The sequence below is a fragment of the Paracoccus sp. N5 genome (assembly GCF_000371965.1).
Classification (GTDB): domain Bacteria; phylum Pseudomonadota; class Alphaproteobacteria; order Rhodobacterales; family Rhodobacteraceae; genus Paracoccus.
The window spans coordinates 1817799-1834017 of record NZ_AQUO01000001.1; the positions used below are offsets into that span (position 1 = coordinate 1817799).

17 protein-coding genes are annotated in these 16219 nt (G+C 69.5%); 12 read left to right on the forward strand and 5 right to left on the reverse strand.

Translation table 11 applies throughout. The features are described 5' to 3' along the window. Window positions 1-25: 25 nt before the first annotated feature. The 6 genes from tolB (at window position 26) to PARN5_RS0109200 (ending at window position 6597) form a co-directional block, all read left to right on the forward strand. On the forward strand, window positions 26-1324 hold the full coding sequence (gene tolB / locus PARN5_RS0109170; protein WP_017999478.1) for a Tol-Pal system beta propeller repeat protein TolB: 1299 nt from the start codon (window positions 26-28) through the stop codon (window positions 1322-1324). Between the two features lie 21 nt (window positions 1325-1345). After that, the gene (pal, locus tag PARN5_RS0109175) at window positions 1346-1855 is read left to right on the forward strand and encodes a peptidoglycan-associated lipoprotein Pal (RefSeq protein ID WP_232419325.1); all 510 of its coding nucleotides are present in this window, start codon (window positions 1346-1348) and stop codon (window positions 1853-1855) included. Then, window positions 1855-2769, forward strand: a complete 915-nt coding sequence (locus tag PARN5_RS0109180) for a tetratricopeptide repeat protein (RefSeq protein WP_017999480.1) — start codon at window positions 1855-1857, stop codon at window positions 2767-2769. The genes pal and PARN5_RS0109180 overlap by 1 nt, the downstream gene beginning before the upstream one ends. Then, a complete protein-coding gene (gene tilS / locus PARN5_RS0109185) occupies window positions 2759-3994 on the forward strand; it encodes a tRNA lysidine(34) synthetase TilS (RefSeq protein ID WP_017999481.1) in 1236 nt (411 codons plus the stop codon). Before PARN5_RS0109180 ends, tilS begins: the two co-directional genes overlap by 11 nt. Before the next feature lie 60 nt (window positions 3995-4054). Next, entirely contained in the window at window positions 4055-5953 is a 1899-nt protein-coding gene (ftsH, locus tag PARN5_RS0109190; RefSeq protein WP_017999482.1) for an ATP-dependent zinc metalloprotease FtsH, read from the forward strand. A 326-nt stretch (window positions 5954-6279) separates the two neighbouring features. Continuing rightward, window positions 6280-6597 (forward strand): chorismate mutase, encoded by a 318-nt coding sequence (locus tag PARN5_RS0109200; protein WP_017999483.1) that lies wholly within the window; start codon window positions 6280-6282, stop codon window positions 6595-6597. A 163-nt stretch (window positions 6598-6760) separates the two neighbouring features. On the opposite strand, the gene PARN5_RS0109205 is transcribed toward PARN5_RS0109200, so the two are convergent. From PARN5_RS0109205 to ruvC, 5 genes are read right to left on the reverse strand one after another with little or no spacing between them, the layout of a single operon-like run. After that, window positions 6761-7171 carry a PaaI family thioesterase gene (locus PARN5_RS0109205; protein WP_017999484.1) on the reverse strand — a complete coding sequence of 137 codons (411 nt, stop codon included), beginning with the start codon at window positions 7169-7171 and terminating at the stop codon, window positions 6761-6763. After that, window positions 7164-8189: a Holliday junction branch migration DNA helicase RuvB gene (gene ruvB / locus PARN5_RS0109210; RefSeq protein ID WP_017999485.1), complete on the reverse strand. Its 1026-nt coding sequence runs from the start codon at window positions 8187-8189 to the stop codon at window positions 7164-7166. Before ruvB ends, PARN5_RS0109205 begins: the two co-directional genes overlap by 8 nt. Then, window positions 8186-9091, reverse strand: coding sequence for a zinc metalloprotease HtpX (gene htpX, locus PARN5_RS0109215; RefSeq protein ID WP_026155305.1), 906 nt, complete (start codon window positions 9089-9091; stop codon window positions 8186-8188). The genes ruvB and htpX overlap by 4 nt, the downstream gene beginning before the upstream one ends. Before the next feature lie 5 nt (window positions 9092-9096). Further along, window positions 9097-9768, reverse strand: a complete 672-nt coding sequence (ruvA, locus tag PARN5_RS0109220; protein ID WP_017999487.1) for a Holliday junction branch migration protein RuvA — start codon at window positions 9766-9768, stop codon at window positions 9097-9099. 10 nt (window positions 9769-9778) lie between these two features. Then, window positions 9779-10273: a crossover junction endodeoxyribonuclease RuvC gene (gene ruvC, locus PARN5_RS0109225; protein ID WP_017999488.1), complete on the reverse strand. Its 495-nt coding sequence runs from the start codon at window positions 10271-10273 to the stop codon at window positions 9779-9781. Between the two features lie 120 nt (window positions 10274-10393). Here ruvC and PARN5_RS21860 point away from each other — a divergent pair, with 120 nt between their 5' ends. From PARN5_RS21860 to PARN5_RS21865, 6 genes are read left to right on the forward strand one after another with little or no spacing between them, the layout of a single operon-like run. After that, window positions 10394-13189 (forward strand): monovalent cation/H+ antiporter subunit A, encoded by a 2796-nt coding sequence (locus PARN5_RS21860; protein WP_017999489.1) that lies wholly within the window; start codon window positions 10394-10396, stop codon window positions 13187-13189. Then, window positions 13189-13554, forward strand: coding sequence for a Na+/H+ antiporter subunit C (locus PARN5_RS0109235; protein WP_017999490.1), 366 nt, complete (start codon window positions 13189-13191; stop codon window positions 13552-13554). The genes PARN5_RS21860 and PARN5_RS0109235 overlap by 1 nt, the downstream gene beginning before the upstream one ends. Beyond that, window positions 13551-15068 (forward strand): monovalent cation/H+ antiporter subunit D, encoded by a 1518-nt coding sequence (locus PARN5_RS0109240; RefSeq protein WP_017999491.1) that lies wholly within the window; start codon window positions 13551-13553, stop codon window positions 15066-15068. The genes PARN5_RS0109235 and PARN5_RS0109240 overlap by 4 nt, the downstream gene beginning before the upstream one ends. Beyond that, the gene (locus PARN5_RS0109245) at window positions 15065-15556 is read left to right on the forward strand and encodes a Na+/H+ antiporter subunit E (protein ID WP_017999492.1); all 492 of its coding nucleotides are present in this window, start codon (window positions 15065-15067) and stop codon (window positions 15554-15556) included. The genes PARN5_RS0109240 and PARN5_RS0109245 overlap by 4 nt, the downstream gene beginning before the upstream one ends. Then, complete coding sequence (locus PARN5_RS0109250) at window positions 15553-15822, forward strand: K+/H+ antiporter subunit F (protein ID WP_017999493.1); 270 nt, start codon at window positions 15553-15555, stop codon at window positions 15820-15822. Before PARN5_RS0109245 ends, PARN5_RS0109250 begins: the two co-directional genes overlap by 4 nt. A gap of 12 nt (window positions 15823-15834) precedes the next feature. Next, window positions 15835-16197, forward strand: coding sequence for a Na+/H+ antiporter subunit G (locus PARN5_RS21865; RefSeq protein ID WP_017999494.1), 363 nt, complete (start codon window positions 15835-15837; stop codon window positions 16195-16197). The last annotated feature ends 22 nt before the right edge of the window (window positions 16198-16219 follow it).

Genomic DNA, 16219 nt, shown 5'->3' on the forward strand with positions numbered 1-16219 from the left:
GCGAAAATTTCTTCTGACTTCCGTGATGGCCCTTGCGGGTCTTGGCCTTGCCGCGCCGGTGCTGGCGCAGGACGGGCCGCTGCGGATCGAGATCACCGACGGCGTGATCGAGCCGATGCCCTTCGCCATCGCGCAATTCCATGACGAGGGCGGCGCCGGAGAATACCTCCAGCAGGTGCAGAACCTGATCGCCGCCGACCTGACTGGCACGGGTCTTTTCCGCGAGATCCCGGCCTCGGCCCATATCGCGCGGCCCGAAAGCTTCGACGCGCCGGTCAGCTACGAGGACTGGAAGGCGATCAACGCCCAGGCGCTCATCACCGGCGCCGTCCGGGTCGAGGGCGGCAAGGTCATCGTCAAGTTCCGCCTGTTCGACGTCTTTGCCGGCCAGCCGCTGGGCGACGGCATGCAGTTCGACGCCGCGACCGGCAACTGGCGCCGCGCGGCGCACAAGGCCGCCGACCAGGTCTATTCCCGCCTGACCGGCGAGGGGCCCTATTTCGACAGCCGTGTCGCCTTCGTGCAGGAAAGCGGGCCCAAGGACGCCCGCAGGAAGCGCATCGGCATCATGGATTACGACGGCGCCAACGTGAAATGGCTGACCGACGATTCCGCGCTGGTGCTGAAGCCGCGCTTCTCGCCCGACGGCTCGCGGCTGCTCTATACCAGCTATGCCACCGGCTTCCCGCAGGCCATGCTGATGGACGTGAACAGCCTCGGCACCCGCCAGCTTTCCGCCGGCGGCAATGGCTCGATGAGCTTCTCGCCCCGCTTCTCGCCCGACGGGCGCTGGATCGTCTATTCGCTGGAGCAGGGCGGCAATACCGACATCTACCAGATGGACGCGGCCTCGGGCGCGCAGCGGGCGCTGACCAACGCGCCCTCGATCGAGACCTCGCCCAGCTACAGCCCGGACGGCAAGCAGATCGTCTTCGAAAGCGACCGCTCGGGCACGCCGCAGCTTTACGTCATGGGCGCGAACGGCGGCGAGCCGCGCCGGATCAGCTTCGGCGACGGCCGCTACGGCACGCCGGTCTGGTCGCCGCGCGGCGACATGATCGCCTTTACCCGCCAGGTCGGCGGCAAGTTCCACATCGGCGTCATGCGCACCGATGGCTCGGAAGAGAAAATGCTGACAGAATCGTTCCTTGACGAGGGCCCGACTTGGGCCCCCAATGGGCGCGTGGTGATGTTCACCCGCGTGACGCCGGGCGGCAATGGCCAGCCCCGGCTGCATTCGGTGGACATCACGGGGCGCAACATGCGCCCGGTCGAGATCAGTGGCGCGGCATCGGATCCCGATTGGGGTCCGCTGCTGCCCTAAGCGCGTAAGATGGACAGGATAATGAAAACTTTCATCAAGATTGCTGCACTCGGTGCCGTTCTCGCGCTGGCGGCCTGTGCCCGGCCGGCGCAGGACATGCAGGTGCAGGACCCCTATGCCGGCGCCGGCGGCCCGGGCGGGGTCGGCGCCGCGGCGCTGCCCGGCACGGCAGAGCATTTCAAGGCGACGGTGGGCGACACGGTGCTGTTCCCGCTGGACCAGTCGACGCTGACGCCCGAGGCCCGCACCACGCTGGCCAACCAGGCCGGCTGGCTGAACCAGAACGCCGGCTTCTCGGCCTTGATCGAGGGCCATGCGGACGAACAGGGCACCCGCGAATACAACCTCGCGCTGGGCGCGCGGCGGGCGAATTCGGTGCAGGAATATCTGATCTCGCAAGGCGTGCAGCCGGGCCGCATCCGCACCGTCAGCTATGGCAAGGAACGGCCGCTGGCGATCTGCTCGACCGAGGAATGCTTCACCAAGAACCGCCGCGCCGTGACGGTGGTCAGCCCCGGGGTGGGCATGTGATGCGCCGCTTGCTTCTCGCGGCCGGTTTCGCGCTGGCGGCGCTGCCGGTGGCGGCGCAGGACGCGCAGACGCTGGCCGACATCCGGGCCGAGCTGAACCAGCTTTCGGCCGACCTGCAATCGCTGCGGGGGCAACTGGTCGCCTCGGGACCGGCGGGCTTTGCCGCGGCGGGCGGCGACAGCGCCATCGACCGCATGAATGCGATGGAGGCGCGGCTGGCACAGCTGACCGGCCAGACCGAGCAGTTGCAGAACCGCATCGACCGCGTGGTCAAGGACGGCACCACCCGCATCGGCGACATCGAGTTCCGCCTGTGCGAGATGGAGGAGGGTTGCGACTTGGGCAGCCTGACCACGCCGACGCTGGGCGAGCAGGGCGGATCGTCGCCGCTGCCGTCCTCGGACCAGCAGGGGGCGCTCGCGCCCGCCAGGACCCCCTCGGCCGGGGCCGCCACCGCGGCGGAAAAGGCCGATTTCGACCGGGCCCGGGAGGTGCTCGGTCAAGGTGACTTTCGCCGTGCTGCGGACCTCTTCGCGGCCGTCGCCAAGACCCATGCCGGCGGTCCGCTGACCGCCGAGACGCTGTTCCTGCGCGGGGCGGCGCTGGATTCCGCCGGCGACCTGGACGGCGCCGGCATCGCTTGGCTGGAAAGTTTCGCCGCCAACCCGGACGGGCCGCAGGCGGCGGATGCGCTTCTGGGCCTGTCGCGGGCCATGTCCGCCAAGGGCGGGCCGGCCGAAGGCTGCTATTATCTTCAGGAAATCACCAGCCGCTTTCCCTCGGCGCCGCAGGCGGCCGAGGCCGGGAAGCGCATGGCCGAATCCGGTTGCGAGGCGCTGATCGAGGGCGCCGCCGACGAAGCGGTCGAGGGCATGGACCCCGAGGCGGCCGCGGACCTGGCGGATGGCGGCTGAGCCGGGCACGGTCGAGCACCGCGCCCATGCCGCGCTGGACCGGCTGGCCGGCGCCTTGCCAACCTTGGGCATCGCCCTGTCGGGCGGCGGCGATTCCACCGCGCTGATGCATCTGGCGCAGGGCTGGGGCCGGGCGCGGCTGATGGCGGCGACGGTCGATCACGGCCTGCGCCCCGGTTCCGCCGATGAGGCGCGCCGCGCCGGTCAGGCCGCTGCGGCGCTTGGCATCCCGCATGAGACCTTGCTTTGGCACCGCGAGGGCGGCGGCAACCTGATGGGCGCCGCGCGCGATGCCCGGCTGCGCCTGCTGGCCGATTGGGCGCGGCGGCACGGGCTTTCCGCCGTGCTTCTGGGCCATACGCCGGACGACCAGGCCGAGACGTTGCTGATGCGGCTGGCGCGCGGCGCCGGGCTGGACGGGCTTTGCGGGATGGCCGACCGGCGCGAAGCCGAAGGCGCGCTGTGGCTGCGGCCGCTGCTGGCGATCTCGCGCGCGGAACTGCGCGACTGGCTGGCGGCGCGCGGCATCGGCTGGATCGACGACCCCTCGAACGAGCGCGACGATTTCCACCGCGTCCGCCTGCGCAAGGCCATGGCCGGGCTGGACCTGCCGCTGCCGCAACTGGCGCAATCGCTGGAGAATCTCGGCATGGCCCGCGACGCGCTGGCGCATTACGCGGCCGAGGCGGCGCAGGGCGCGCGGTCCCGCGCCGGCGGGCTGGACCTGCCGCTGCCCGCCTTCCTGGCCGCCCCGGCCGAGATCCGCCGGCGACTTCTTGTCGCAGGGTTGCGCTTTGTCAGCGGCGCCGGCTATCCGCCGCGCCGCGCGCCGGTGCAGCACGCGCTGGCGGAGCTGGCGCAGGGCCGGCAGGTCACGCTGGAGGGCGTCATCGCCCGGACCCGCGCCGGCTGGCTGCACCTGATCCGCGAGCCCGCCGCCAGCCTGCGCGCCGCCCCGGCGCAGGGCGATCCGGCGCTGTGGGACGGGCGCTGGCGCGTCACCGGCCTGCAACCCGGCCAGCAGGTCCGCGCGCTGGGCCATGCGCCGCTTTCCGGCCTCGGCTGGCGCGATTCGGGCCTGACGCGCGACGAAGCCGCCGCGACCCCCGGCATCTGGCAGGATCAGGCCCTGCTGGCCGCGCCGCTGCTGCAACCCGCCCCCGGCATTGCCGCGACACCCCTGCGCGGCCTGCCGGAATTCCGCGCCATGCTCTATGTGCATTGAACCTGACGCGGGAATCCCTATTTTCACTCGAAAGCCTGTTTACCCGCGGAGGACCTGCCTTTGGGCAACGCGCGCAATATCGCCTTCTGGGTCGTGCTGTTTCTGATGATCCTGGCGCTGTTCAACCTGTTCAGCGACGGATCTTCCCAGATGAACAGCCGCCAGATCAGCTATTCCGAGTTCATCGAGCGGGTGGACAAGGACGAGGTTTCCTCCGTCACCATCGACGGCGAGACGATCGGCATTCTCGGCAAGGACGGCAAGCAATATGCCACCGTCCGGCCGCAGGGCGAGGAAATCGCCGACCGGCTGATCGACAAGGGCGTCGAGGTCAAGGTCGAGCGCCAGCAGCAATCGGGCTTCATGTCGCTGCTGGGCGTCTGGCTGCCCTTCATCCTGCTGATCGGCGTGTGGATCTTCTTCATGAATCGCATGCAGGGCGGCGGCAAAGGCGGGGCCATGGGCTTCGGCAAGTCGCGCGCCAAGTTGCTGACGGAAAAGCACGGCCGGGTGACCTTCGACGACGTCGCCGGCATCGACGAGGCCAAGGAAGAGCTGGAAGAGATTGTCGAGTTCCTGCGCAACCCGCAGAAATTCAGCCGCCTGGGCGGCAAGATCCCCAAGGGCGCGCTGCTGGTCGGCCCGCCCGGCACCGGCAAGACCCTGCTCGCCCGCGCCATCGCGGGTGAGGCGGGCGTGCCCTTCTTCACCATCTCCGGCTCGGATTTCGTCGAGATGTTCGTCGGCGTCGGCGCCAGCCGGGTGCGCGATATGTTCGAGCAGGCCAAGAAATCCGCCCCCTGCATCGTCTTCATCGACGAGATCGACGCGGTCGGCCGCGCCCGTGGCGTCGGCATCGGCGGCGGCAATGACGAACGCGAGCAGACCCTGAACCAGCTGCTGGTCGAGATGGACGGCTTCGACGCCAATGAAGGCGTCATCATCATCGCCGCCACCAACCGCAAGGACGTGCTGGACCCGGCGCTGCTGCGTCCCGGCCGCTTCGACCGCCAGATCTATGTCCCGAATCCCGACATCAAGGGCCGCGAAAAGATCCTCTCGGTCCATGCCCGCAAGGTGCCGGTCGGCCCCGACGTCGACCTGCGCATCATCGCGCGCGGCACGCCGGGCTTTTCCGGCGCCGACCTGATGAACTTGGTGAACGAGGCCGCGCTGACCGCCGCCCGCATCGGCCGTCGCTTCGTCGCCATGGAGGATTTCGAGAATGCCAAGGACAAGGTCATGCTGGGCGTCGAGCGCCGCAGCATGGTCCTGACCCCCGAGCAGAAGGAAAAGACCGCCTATCACGAGGCCGGCCACGCCATCGTCGGCCTGTCGCTGCCGAAATGCGACCCGGTCTACAAGGCGACGATCATCCCGCGCGGCGGCGCGCTCGGCATGGTGGTTTCGCTGCCCGAGATGGACCGGCTGAACTACCACAAGGACGAGGCCAAGCAGAAACTCGCCATGACCATGGCCGGCAAGGCTGCCGAGATTCTGAAATACGGCGAGGAAGGCGTCTCGAACGGCCCGGCGGGCGACATCCAGCAGGCCTCGGCCCTGGCGCGTGCCATGGTGATGCGCTGGGGCATGTCCGACAAGGTCGGCAATATCGACTATGCCGAGGCGCATGAGGGCTACCAGGGCAATACCGGCGGCTTCTCGGTCTCCGCCGCGACCAAGGAGCTGATCGAGCAGGAGGTCCACGGCCTGATCGAGGAAGGCTATCGCGAGGCCTGGCGCATCCTGAACGAGAAGCAGGAGGAATTCGAGCGTCTCGCCAAGGGCCTCTTGGAATACGAGACCCTGACCGGCGAGGACATCGGCCGCGTCATCCGCGGCGAGGCCCTGGGCGGCGACGACAATACGCCCAGCTCCTCGATCCCCTCGGTCAGCTCGATCCCGCGCGCCGGCAGCGCCGGACCGGCGCCGGAGGCCGCGCCGCAACCGCAGGGCTGAAACAGGAAAACCCCCGGACCAGGTCCGGGGGTTCTTTCTTGCCGCGGGATCGGTCAGGAGAGGGCTAGAGCAGCAGCAGCGCCACCGCGCCCAGCGCCAGACCCAGGCCGAAACCGATATTGATCACGAAGCTGGCGGCCGTCATTCCTCAGATCCTTTCCCTGTAATGCGGAGAGCATGACCTCGCTCCCAGCTAAGAACGAAATGCGCATTCACGCCAGAATGTTCCGCCATCGGCGAAATTTCGCCCATGATATGCGACATCCGCGCCACATTCCGCCGATGCCCCGGCTTGTCACGGCGCGCGCATCGGGGCATGGGAAGGCATGAGCACCTTCGACCCGCACCTGCCGCCCGACTCCGCGATGCATGATCTGCGCGCCCGCATCGACGCTCTGGACGCCCGGCTGATCGCGCTGCTGGCCGAGCGCTCGGCGCTGATCGACGAGGCGGCGCGGATCAAGGCCCGCGAAGGGCTGCCGGCCCGCATCGACAGCCGCGTCGAGGAAGTCGCCGCCAATGCCCGCCGGCTGGCCGGCCCCGCAGGTCTGGACCCCGAGCTTGCCGAAACCCTGTGGCGGTTGATGATGGAGCACTTCATCGCCCAGGAGGACCGGGTGCTCTCGGCCGGCCCGCAAAACTGATCGCCATGGGGGCTTTGCCCCCGCGCGTGCCGCGCTCCCCCAGGATATTTATGCAAGAAAGAAGCCAACCGTCTCGCGGGCGGATTATTTCTTTCTTGCGTAAATATCCTGCGGGGGTCCGGGGGCGCAAAGCCCCCGGCGGCGGCAGTTCCAGCACCGCGACCTAGACCGGGATCATCGTGCCTTGCAGCATGGCGACATGCTTGCGCCCGCCGGCGGTTTCGGCCCAGACATCGGCGGCGACCACCATGATGCGGCGGCCGGGACGGATGACCCGGCCCTCGGCCAGCAGCCGGTCGCCGAGCGCGGGCGACATCAGGTTGATCTTCATCTCGACCGTCATCACCTCGGACCCCTCGGGCATCAGCGACAGTGCCGCATAGCCCGCGGCGGAATCGCCGATGCTGAAGGCCAGCCCGGCATGGCCGGCGCCATGCTGTTGCAGCGCGGTCGGCAGGATCGGCGCGGCGATGCTGACCTTGCCTGGCGCCACCTCCAGCAGGGTGGCGCCCAGCGTCTGCATCATGGTCTGGCGGGCGAAACTGTCGCGGATGCGGTCGGTCGGATCAATCATCGAACAGGCTTTCCTGCGTGCGCGGCGCGTCGAGGCCGAGGTGGCGCCAGCCCAGCCGGGCCAGCATGCGGCCGCGCGGCGTGCGGGCGACCAGGCCCTGCTGCATCAGATAGGGCTCGATCACCTCCTCGATGGCATCGCGGCTTTCCGACAGCGCGGCCGAGAGCGTCTCGACCCCGACCGGGCCGCCGCCGTAATGCTCGGCCATCAGGGTCAGATAGCGCCGGTCGGCGGCGTCGAGGCCGATATGGTCCACCCCCAGCCGGGTCAGGGCCGAATCGGCGATCTCGCGCGTCAGCCTGCCGTCGCCCTCGACCAAGGCAAAGTCGATCACCCGGCGCAGCAGGCGCCCGGCGATGCGCGGGGTGCCGCGGGCGCGGCGGGCGATCTCGCGCGTGCCGGCCGGCTCGGAGGGGATGTCCAGCAGCCGCGCACCCCGGGTCACGATCAGGTCCAGCTCGTCTATGGTATAGAATTGCAACCGGGTCGGGATGCCGAAGCGGTCGCGCAGCGGCGTGGTCAAAAGACCCAGCCGGGTGGTGGCGCCGACCAGGGTAAAGGGTTGCAGCTCGATCCGCACCGTGCGCGCCGCCGGGCCTTCGCCGATCACCAGGTCCAGTTCGAAATCCTCCATCGCCGGATAGAGGATCTCCTCGACCGCCGGGTTCATGCGGTGGATCTCGTCGATGAAGAGCACGTCGCGCGCTTCCAGGTTGGTCAGGATCGCGGCGAGATCGCCCGCCCGCGCCAGCACCGGGCCCGAGGTCATCTTGAAGTTCACCCCCAGCTCGCGCGCCATGATCTGCGCCAGCGTGGTCTTGCCGAGGCCGGGGGGGCCGTGGAACAGCGTGTGGTCCATCGCCTTGCCGCGCATGCGGGCGCTTTCGATGAAGACGCGCAGATTGGCCCGCGCTTCGGCCTGGCCGACGAAATCCGCCAGCATCTGCGGGCGCAGGGCGCGGTCCTCGGTCTCGCCCGCGATCGGGTCGGGGCGCAGCATCGGGTCGGGCTGGCTCATCGGTCGCCCCAGGGGCCAGCGCCGCCCGAGACGCCCGGCACGCGCGAGGCGGCAAAGCCGCCGGCCATGGCCTGCAGCCGGGCGATGCGCTCCTCGACCGGGGGGTGGGTGGCGAACAGCCGGTCCATGCGCAGCGCGTGCAGCGGGTTGACGATGAACAGCGCCGCCGAGGCCGGGTTCCGCTCGGCCGGGACGTTCACCACCTGGCTTGCCGCGCGCGAGATCTTGGCCAGCGCGCCCGCCAGCGCCATCGGCTGGCCGCAGATCTGCGCGCCGGAACGGTCGGCCTCGTATTCGCGGGTGCGCGAGATCGCCATCTGCACCAGCCCCGCCGCCATCGGGGCAAAGATCATCGCCAGGATTGCCGCCAACCCGCCGCCGCGATTGTCGTCACGCCCGCCGAACATGCTGGAAAACATCAGCATGTTGCCCAGCATGGCGATGGCGCCCGCCATGGTCGCGGTCACCGTCATGGTCAGCGTGTCGCGATGCCGGATATGCGCCAGCTCATGCGCGATCACGCCCGCCAGTTCGTCGCGGCTCAGCACGCGCATGATGCCCTGCGTCACCGCCACGGCGGCATTCTGCGGATTGCGGCCGGTGGCGAAGGCATTGGGCTGCTCGGTCTCCAGCACATAGACCGCCGGCGTCGGCAGGCCGGCGCGCTGCGCCAGCGTCGCGACCATATCGACCAGTTCCGGCGCCTGCTGGCGGGTGACCGGATGCGCGCCCTGCTGGCGCAGCACCATCTTGTCGCTGTTCCACCAGGCGAACAGGTTGCCGGCGCCGGCCAGCACCAGCGCGATCACCGCGCCGCCCTGGCCGCCCAGCAGATAGCCCATGCCCATGACCAGCGCGGTCAGGGCGGCCATCAGGACGAAGGTGCGCAGGTTTCCGGTCATGATCGTCACTCCTTGGGGGCCAGCAGCCGCAGGGCCGCGCGGATCAAAGCCGCCGTGGCCGCCTGGGGTTCCCGCGCCGCGGCCTCGGCCACCGCCGAGGCGGCCTCGGACGGAGCATAGCCCAGATTGCCCAAGGCCGAGAGCGCATCCGCCGTCGCCTGGGCCGAGGACGGCGCTTTGGGCGCGGCCTTGGCGGCGGGCGCCTCGACCACCTCGGCCGAGGGCTCGGGCAGGGGGCCGGGATCGACGGTCAGATTGCCGCCCATCGCCATGACGGCGGGGGCCTTGTCCTTCAGCTCCATGGTCACGCGCTGCGCCAGTTTCGGACCGACGCCCGGCGCCTTGCGCAGCGCCGACCAGTCGCCAAGCGCCAGCGCCCGCGCCAGCCCCTCGGGGCCCAGCGTGCCGAGGATCGCGAGGCCGACCTTGGCGCCCACCCCCTGCACCGAGGTCAGCAGGCGGTGCCATTCCTTTTCCAGGAGCGTCGGAAAGCCGAAGAGCTGCAGCAGATCCTCGCGCACCAGCAGCTCGGTATAAAGCGCGGTCGCCTGCCCGGCCGGAGGCAGGCTGGCTGCGGTGCGTTCGCTGACATGGACGATATAGCCCACGCCGCGCACGTCGATCAGGACATGATCCTGGGCCCGGTGCAGGATGATGCCGGCGATCCGCCCGATCATGCGAACCTCCTCATGCGGGCACCTTGATGCGCAGCGCCCGGCCCTGGCTGTGGTGGGCATGGCAGATCGCCACGGCCAGCGCATCCGCCGCGTCGGGCCCGGCGAATTCGACGCCGGGCAGCATGAAGCGGACCATGTGCTGGATCTGCTCCTTGGCGGCATGGCCGACACCGACCACGGTCTTCTTGACCGCGTTCGGGGCATATTCGCCGATCTCGAGCCCGGCTTCGGCCGGCGCCAGCAGGGCGATGCCGCGCGCCTGCCCCAGTTTCAGCGTGCCGGTGGCATCCTTGTTGACGAAGGTCTGCTCGACCGCCGCGGCATCGGGGCGGTGCTCGGCAATGACCGCGCAGAGCCCGCGATAGAGCGTCGCCAGCCGCGGACCCAGCTCGCCCGCCTCGGAATGCACGATGCCATTGCCCAGGTGGCGCAGGCGCGGGCCGTCCACCGCGATCACGCCCCAGCCCATGTTGCGCAGGCCCGGGTCTATGCCGATGATCTTCATGCCTCATTCCCTTTTTCGCCATGGCTAGCACGAAAGGCGAACATCGCCTAGCGGCTTTGTCATCCCGGTTGACAATCCGCGCCCCGGTCCAGAGATAGACCGGAAGCGAAACGAGGGACCATGTCGCCAGCACTGATCGCCGTCCTGCCCTTTCTGGGCGCCCTGCTGCCGGGGCTGCTTGCGCGCCAGGGGCGCGGGATCATCGCGCTGGCCTGCGGCGCGGTCACGCTGGCGGCGCTGATCGGCCTGTGCCTGCATATCCCCGCGATTCTGGCCGGCGAGGCGGTGGCAACGCGCATCGCCTGGCTGCCCGGCCTTGGGCTCGATGCGAATTTCCGGCTGGACGGGCTGGGGCTGCTGTTCGGCATCCTGATCCTGGGCATCGGGCTGCTGATCATCGCCTATGCGCGCTTCTACCTTGCGGCGCGCGATTCGGCGCCGGTGTTCTTCAGCTGCCTGATGCTGTTCCAGGGCGCGATGACGGGGATCGTGCTGTCGGACAACATCCTGCTGCTGCTGGTGTTCTGGGAACTGACCTCGCTGTCGTCATTCCTGCTGATCGGCTATTGGAAGCACCTGCCCGAGGGGCGGCAGGGCGCGCGCATGGCGCTGACCGTGACCGGCATGGGCGGGCTTGCCATGATCGCCGGGATGCTGATCCTGGGCCGGATCGCCGGCAGCTACGACATCTCGCAGATCCTGCTGGCGCGCGAGGCGATCCAGCAAAGCCCGCTGTATCTGCCGGCGCTGCTGCTGATCCTGCTCGGTGCCTTCACCAAATCGGCGCAATTCCCGTTCCAGTTCTGGCTGCCGCATGCCATGGCGGCGCCGACGCCGGTCTCGGCCTATCTGCATTCGGCGACCATGGTGAAGGCCGGGATCTTCCTGCTGGCGCGGCTCTGGCCGGTGCTGTCGGGGACGCCCGAGTGGTTCCACCTGGTCGCCGGCACCGGCCTTGTCACCATGGTGCTGGGCGCCTGGATCGCCATGTTCCGCGACGACCTGAAATCGCTCCTGGCCTATTCCACCGTGTCGCACCTGGGCCTCATCACCATGCTGCTGGGCTTCGGCACCAAAGCGGCGGCGCTGGCGGCGGTGTTCCATATCGTGAACCACGCCACCTTCAAGGCGGCGCTGTTCATGGCCGCCGGCATCGTGGATCACGAGACCGGCACCCGCTCGGTCGCGCGGCTGGGCGGCTTGCGGCGGCTGATGCCGCTGACCTTCGCCATCACCACCGTCGCGGCGCTGTCCATGGCCGGCATCCCGCCGCTGAACGGCTTCCTGTCCAAGGAACTGATGCTGGAAAATGCCGGCCATGCCACTTGGCAGGGCAATCCCTGGCTGATCGGGGCCTTGGCGACGCTGGGGGCGGCGCTGTCGGTCTGCTATTCGCTGCGGCTGGTCTGGCAGGTATTCATGGGGCCTCAGCGGCAGGATTACCCGCATCGCCCGCATGATCCGGGGCCGGGGCTGTGGCTGCCGCCGGCGCTGCTGGCGGTGCTGGTGGTGCTGATCGGGCTGATGCCCAACCTCGTGGCGGGCTGGCTGGTCGAGGCCTCGGCCCAGGCGACGACCGGGGCCGAGGCGCATCCGCATTTCGCACTGTGGCATGGCGTCACCCCGGCGCTGCTGATGTCCTGCACGGCGGTGGCGGCGGGCGTCCTGCTGCTGGCGCTGAACCGGCGCCTGATCGGGATCCGCGACGGCGTGGCGCGGCCGGACGGCAAGGCCGGTTTCGACGCGGTGACGCGGGCGGCGGCGGCGGCTTCGGGCTTTGTCACCGACCGGCTGACCAACGGCTCGATGTCGCGGGCCTTCGCGGCGCTGACCCTGACGGTGCTGGCCTGCGGGCTCTGGGCGTTTTCGACCGGAAACTGGCGCGGCGCGACCCGGCCCATGCTCGAGGTGCAGGCGGTGCCGCTGCTCGGCTGGCTGGCGCTGCTGGTCGCGACAGGCTGCATGGTGGCCTTCCACCGCCAGAGGCTGCTGGCGCTGGTGCTGGTGGGCATCGTCGGGCTGATGGTCTCGGCCAGCTTTGTCTATCTTTCGGCCCCGGATCTGGCGCTGACCCAGATCTCGGTCGAGGTGGTCACGGTGATCCTGCTGCTGCTGGCGCTGAACTTCCTGCCCAAGCGCACGCCCATCGACAGCCGCGACCGCAAGCGCGGCATCGACGCCTTCATCGCCACGCTGGGGGGCCTGGGCTTCGGCGGGCTGGCCTATGCCATCATGCGCAGCGATTTCGCGCTGCCGCCGATCTCGGGCTACATGGTCGAGAACAGCCACAAGCTGGGCGGCGGCGACAATGTGGTGAACGTGATCCTGGTCGATTTCCGCGGCTATGACACCTTTGGCGAGATCACCGTGCTGGGCATCGCCGCGCTGACCATCTTCGCGCTGACCGAAAGCCTGCTGAAGGGCGCCGGCGGCTGGCACCTGGACGGCTGGCGCGCCGCGCGCCGCGCCGGCGATCCGCATCCGCTGCTGATGGTGGTGGCGACGCGGCTGGTCCTGCCGCTGCTGCTGGTGGCGGGGCTCTATATCTTCCTGCGCGGCCATAATGCGCCGGGCGGAGGCTTCATCGCCGGGCTGGTGGTCGCCATCGCGCTGGTCGCGCAATACATGGCATCGGGCCTGGCCTGGGCGCAGCATCGCCAGCGCATCCCCTATCACGCGCTGATCGGCGCCGGGGTGATCGCGGCCGGGCTGACCGGCATCGGCGCCTGGGCCTGGGGGCTGCCCTTCCTGACCTCGACCTATGGCTATGTCGCGCTGCCGGGGCTCGAGCCCTTCGAACTGGCCTCGGCCATGGGCTTCGATCTGGGGGTGTTCCTGTGCGTGCTGGGCGCGGTGATGCTGGCGCTCGAGGCGCTGTCGCGGGTGGCGCGCGCGGCCGGGATCAGGGGGCGCTGATGGAATTCCTGCTTGCCAGCGCCATCGGCGTGATGACCGCCGCCGGGATCTATCTGATCCTGCGCAAGCGCAGCTTTGCCGTGGTGCTGGGCACGACCATGCTGAGCTATGCGATCAACCTGTTCCTGTTCTCGACCGGCCGGCTGGTGGTCGATGCCCCGCCGGTGCTGCGCGAGGGCGCGGGCGCCTATACCGACCCGCTGCCGCAGGCGCTGGTGCTGACCGCCATCGTGATCTCGTTCGGGATGACCGCGGTGACGGTGATGATGGCGCTGGGCGCCTATCTGGCCGGAGGCGACGACCGCGTCGACATGCCCCGCGCCGACCGCCGCCCGCCCGAAAGCGACGAGAGGGGCGACGCATGAGCCATCTGCTGATCGCCCCCGTGCTGCTGCCCGCCGTGCTGGGCGCCGTCATCATCCTGGGCCTGCGCGGCCACCTGCGCTGGCAGCGCGGCCTGTCGGTCCTGGGCACCGCGGCGCTGGTCGGGCTGGCGCTGTGGCTGAACCTGCTGGCCGCGGACGACACGATCCGGGTCTATCGCCTGGGCAACTGGGCCGCGCCCTTCGGCATCGTCCTGGTGCTGGACCGGCTGGCGGCGCTGCTTCTGCTGCTGACCGCGGTGCTGGCGCTGGCGGTGCAGCTTTACGCCGTGGGCTCGGGCTGGGACCGGCGCGGCTGGCATTTCCACGCGCTGTGGCAGTTCCAGCTGATGGGGATCTGCGGCGCCTTCCTGACCGGAGACGCCTTCAACCTGTTCGTCTTCTTCGAGGTGCTGCTGATCGCCAGCTATGGGCTGATGGTCCATGGCGGGGGCGAGATGCGGCTGCGCGCGGGCGTGCAGTATATCGCCTATAACCTGGCGGGCTCGGTGCTGTTCCTGGCCGCGCTGGGGGTGCTTTACGCGGTGACCGGCACGCTGAACATGGCCGACATGGCGGCGCGGGTGGCGGCGATCCCGCCGGGCGATTCCGCGCTGCTGCGCACGGGTGCCGTGCTTTTGGTGCTGGTCTTTGCCATCAAGGCCGCGCTGGTTCCGCTGCATTTCTGGCTGCCCGCGACCTATGCCAATGCGCCGGGGCCGGTGGCGGCGCTGTTCGCCGTGATGACCAAGGTCGGCGCCTATGGCATCATGCGTTTCATGACGCTGGTCTTTCCGCAGGACACGGTGGTCGAAAGCGTGGTCATGGACCTGCTGCTGCCCGCTGCGCTCTTCACCCTGGCGCTGGGGCAGATCGGTGTGCTGGGCAGCCGGCACCTGGGGCGGCTGGCGGCCTTCGCGGCCATCGGCTCGGTCGGGACGCTGATGATCGCGGTGGCGCAGCAGAACCCGCAGTCCACGGCGGCGGCGGTCTATTACCTGGTGCATTCGACGCTGGCGGCGGGCGCGCTGTTCCTGGTCGTGGACCTGATCGGCGCGCGCCGGGGCGATCTGTGGCTGCGTCCGCGCCCGGCCATGCCCGGCAGCGGGCTGGTCGCGGTGCTGTTCTTCGCCACCGCCATCGCGGTCACCGGGATGCCGCCGCTGTCGGGCTTCATCGGCAAGCTCTTGGTGATGCAGGCCACGGCCGAGACGCCGGCGGTGGTCTGGGTCTGGGCGGTGATCCTGCTCGGCTCGCTGGTCGCGATCTATGGCATGACCTGCGCCGGCTCGCTGCTGTTCTGGAAGGGCTATGAGGCCAGACCTGTCGCCGCACCCCGCGCCCCGGCGGGGCAGGGGCTGGCGGTCGCCGCCATCGCCGCGCTGCTGGCGGGTATCGTCGCGCTGACCGTCCTTGCCGGCCCGGCCATGCGCCTGGCCCATGACACGGCGCTGCAACTGCACGACCAGTCGGCCTATCTGGAGGCCGTGCTCTCGGGGCAGGAGGGCACGAAATGAGGCGCCGGCTGTTCCCGCATCCCGTGCTGTCCTTGGTGCTGGCGCTGGTCTGGCTGGGGCTGGTCAACCGCTGGGCCTGGGGCTCGCTGGTCTTCGCCGTGCTGGTCGGGATCGCCGTGCCGCTGCTGACCGCGCCCTATTGGCCGGGCACCCAGGGCTTTCGCCGGCCGTGGCGCATCCCGGCCTATCTGGCGCTGGTGCTTCTGGACATCGTCAAGGCCAATGTCACCGTGGCGCTGATCGTGCTGTTCAAGCCGCGCCGCGCGCTGCGCCCGGCCTGGATCGCCGTGCCGCTGGCGCTGCGCCGCCCCGAGGCCATCGCCACCCTGGCCGGCACCATCACCCTGACCCCCGGCACGGTCAGCTGCGACCTGTCGCAGGACGGCCGCGCGCTCTTGGTGCATTGCCTGCACGCCCCCGACCCCGATGCCGTGCGGGACGAGATCAAGACCCGCTACGAGCCCCGGCTGAAGGAGATCTTCGAATGATCCTCTATGCGATCTGGTTCGCCTATGGCTGCTTCGGGCTGGCGCTGGTCTGCTGCCTTTATCGCGTGGTCTTCGCCCCCGGGCTGGCCGACCGGGTGCTGGCGCTGGACACGATGGCGCTGAACATGATCGCGCTTCTGGCGATCTTCGGCATCGACCGCGGCACCGGCATCTATTTCGAGGCGGCGCTGCTTTTCGCCATGGTCGGCTTCATCTCGACCGTGGCCTATGCGAAATTCGTCCTGCGCGGCGACATCATCGAATAGGAAGGGGCGGGCATGGTGGCTGAGATCGTCGTTTCGGTGCTGCTGGTGGTGGGCGGCTTCTTCGGGCTGGTCGGCTCCTGGGGGCTGGTGCGGTTGCCCGACCCGATGACGCGGCTGCATGCGCCGACGAAATCCGCGACGCTGGGCGTGGGGGCGGTGCTGATCGCCTCGATGGTCTGGTTTCCGGCGCGGACCGGGCAGTTCACCTGGCACGAGCTTCTGATCGCGCTGTTCCTGTTCCTGACCGCGCCGATCACCGGCTACATGATCGCCAAGGCGAACATGCACCTGGGCTGGCGCCCCGAGGATGTGCCGCCGCCGGCGCCGGGGCAGGTCTGGGCGACCTATGCCGAGGACGACGAGCCCCGCGCATGAAAAAGGGCGGCCCGCAGCCGCC

Excerpts from the sequence above, each read along its gene's own strand:
- tolB (WP_017999478.1), top strand. The coding sequence starts at position 26 with ATGGCCCTTGCGGGTCTTGGCCTTGCCGCGCCGGTGCTGGCGCAGGAC.
- pal (WP_232419325.1), top strand. The coding sequence starts at position 1,346 with ATGAAAACTTTCATCAAGATTGCTGCACTCGGTGCCGTTCTCGCGCTG.
- PARN5_RS0109180 (WP_017999480.1), top strand. The coding sequence starts at position 1,855 with ATGCGCCGCTTGCTTCTCGCGGCCGGTTTCGCGCTGGCGGCGCTGCCG.
- tilS (WP_017999481.1), top strand. The coding sequence starts at position 2,759 with ATGGCGGCTGAGCCGGGCACGGTCGAGCACCGCGCCCATGCCGCGCTG.
- PARN5_RS0109200 (WP_017999483.1), top strand. The coding sequence starts at position 6,280 with ATGAGCACCTTCGACCCGCACCTGCCGCCCGACTCCGCGATGCATGAT.
- PARN5_RS0109205 (WP_017999484.1), bottom strand. The coding sequence starts at position 7,171 with ATGATTGATCCGACCGACCGCATCCGCGACAGTTTCGCCCGCCAGACC.
- ruvB (WP_017999485.1), bottom strand. The coding sequence starts at position 8,189 with ATGAGCCAGCCCGACCCGATGCTGCGCCCCGACCCGATCGCGGGCGAG.
- htpX (WP_026155305.1), bottom strand. The coding sequence starts at position 9,091 with ATGACCGGAAACCTGCGCACCTTCGTCCTGATGGCCGCCCTGACCGCG.
- ruvA (WP_017999487.1), bottom strand. The coding sequence starts at position 9,768 with ATGATCGGGCGGATCGCCGGCATCATCCTGCACCGGGCCCAGGATCAT.
- ruvC (WP_017999488.1), bottom strand. The coding sequence starts at position 10,273 with ATGAAGATCATCGGCATAGACCCGGGCCTGCGCAACATGGGCTGGGGC.
- PARN5_RS21860 (WP_017999489.1), top strand. The coding sequence starts at position 10,394 with ATGTCGCCAGCACTGATCGCCGTCCTGCCCTTTCTGGGCGCCCTGCTG.
- PARN5_RS0109235 (WP_017999490.1), top strand. The coding sequence starts at position 13,189 with ATGGAATTCCTGCTTGCCAGCGCCATCGGCGTGATGACCGCCGCCGGG.
- PARN5_RS0109240 (WP_017999491.1), top strand. The coding sequence starts at position 13,551 with ATGAGCCATCTGCTGATCGCCCCCGTGCTGCTGCCCGCCGTGCTGGGC.
- PARN5_RS0109245 (WP_017999492.1), top strand. The coding sequence starts at position 15,065 with ATGAGGCGCCGGCTGTTCCCGCATCCCGTGCTGTCCTTGGTGCTGGCG.
- PARN5_RS0109250 (WP_017999493.1), top strand. The coding sequence starts at position 15,553 with ATGATCCTCTATGCGATCTGGTTCGCCTATGGCTGCTTCGGGCTGGCG.
- PARN5_RS21865 (WP_017999494.1), top strand. The coding sequence starts at position 15,835 with ATGGTGGCTGAGATCGTCGTTTCGGTGCTGCTGGTGGTGGGCGGCTTC.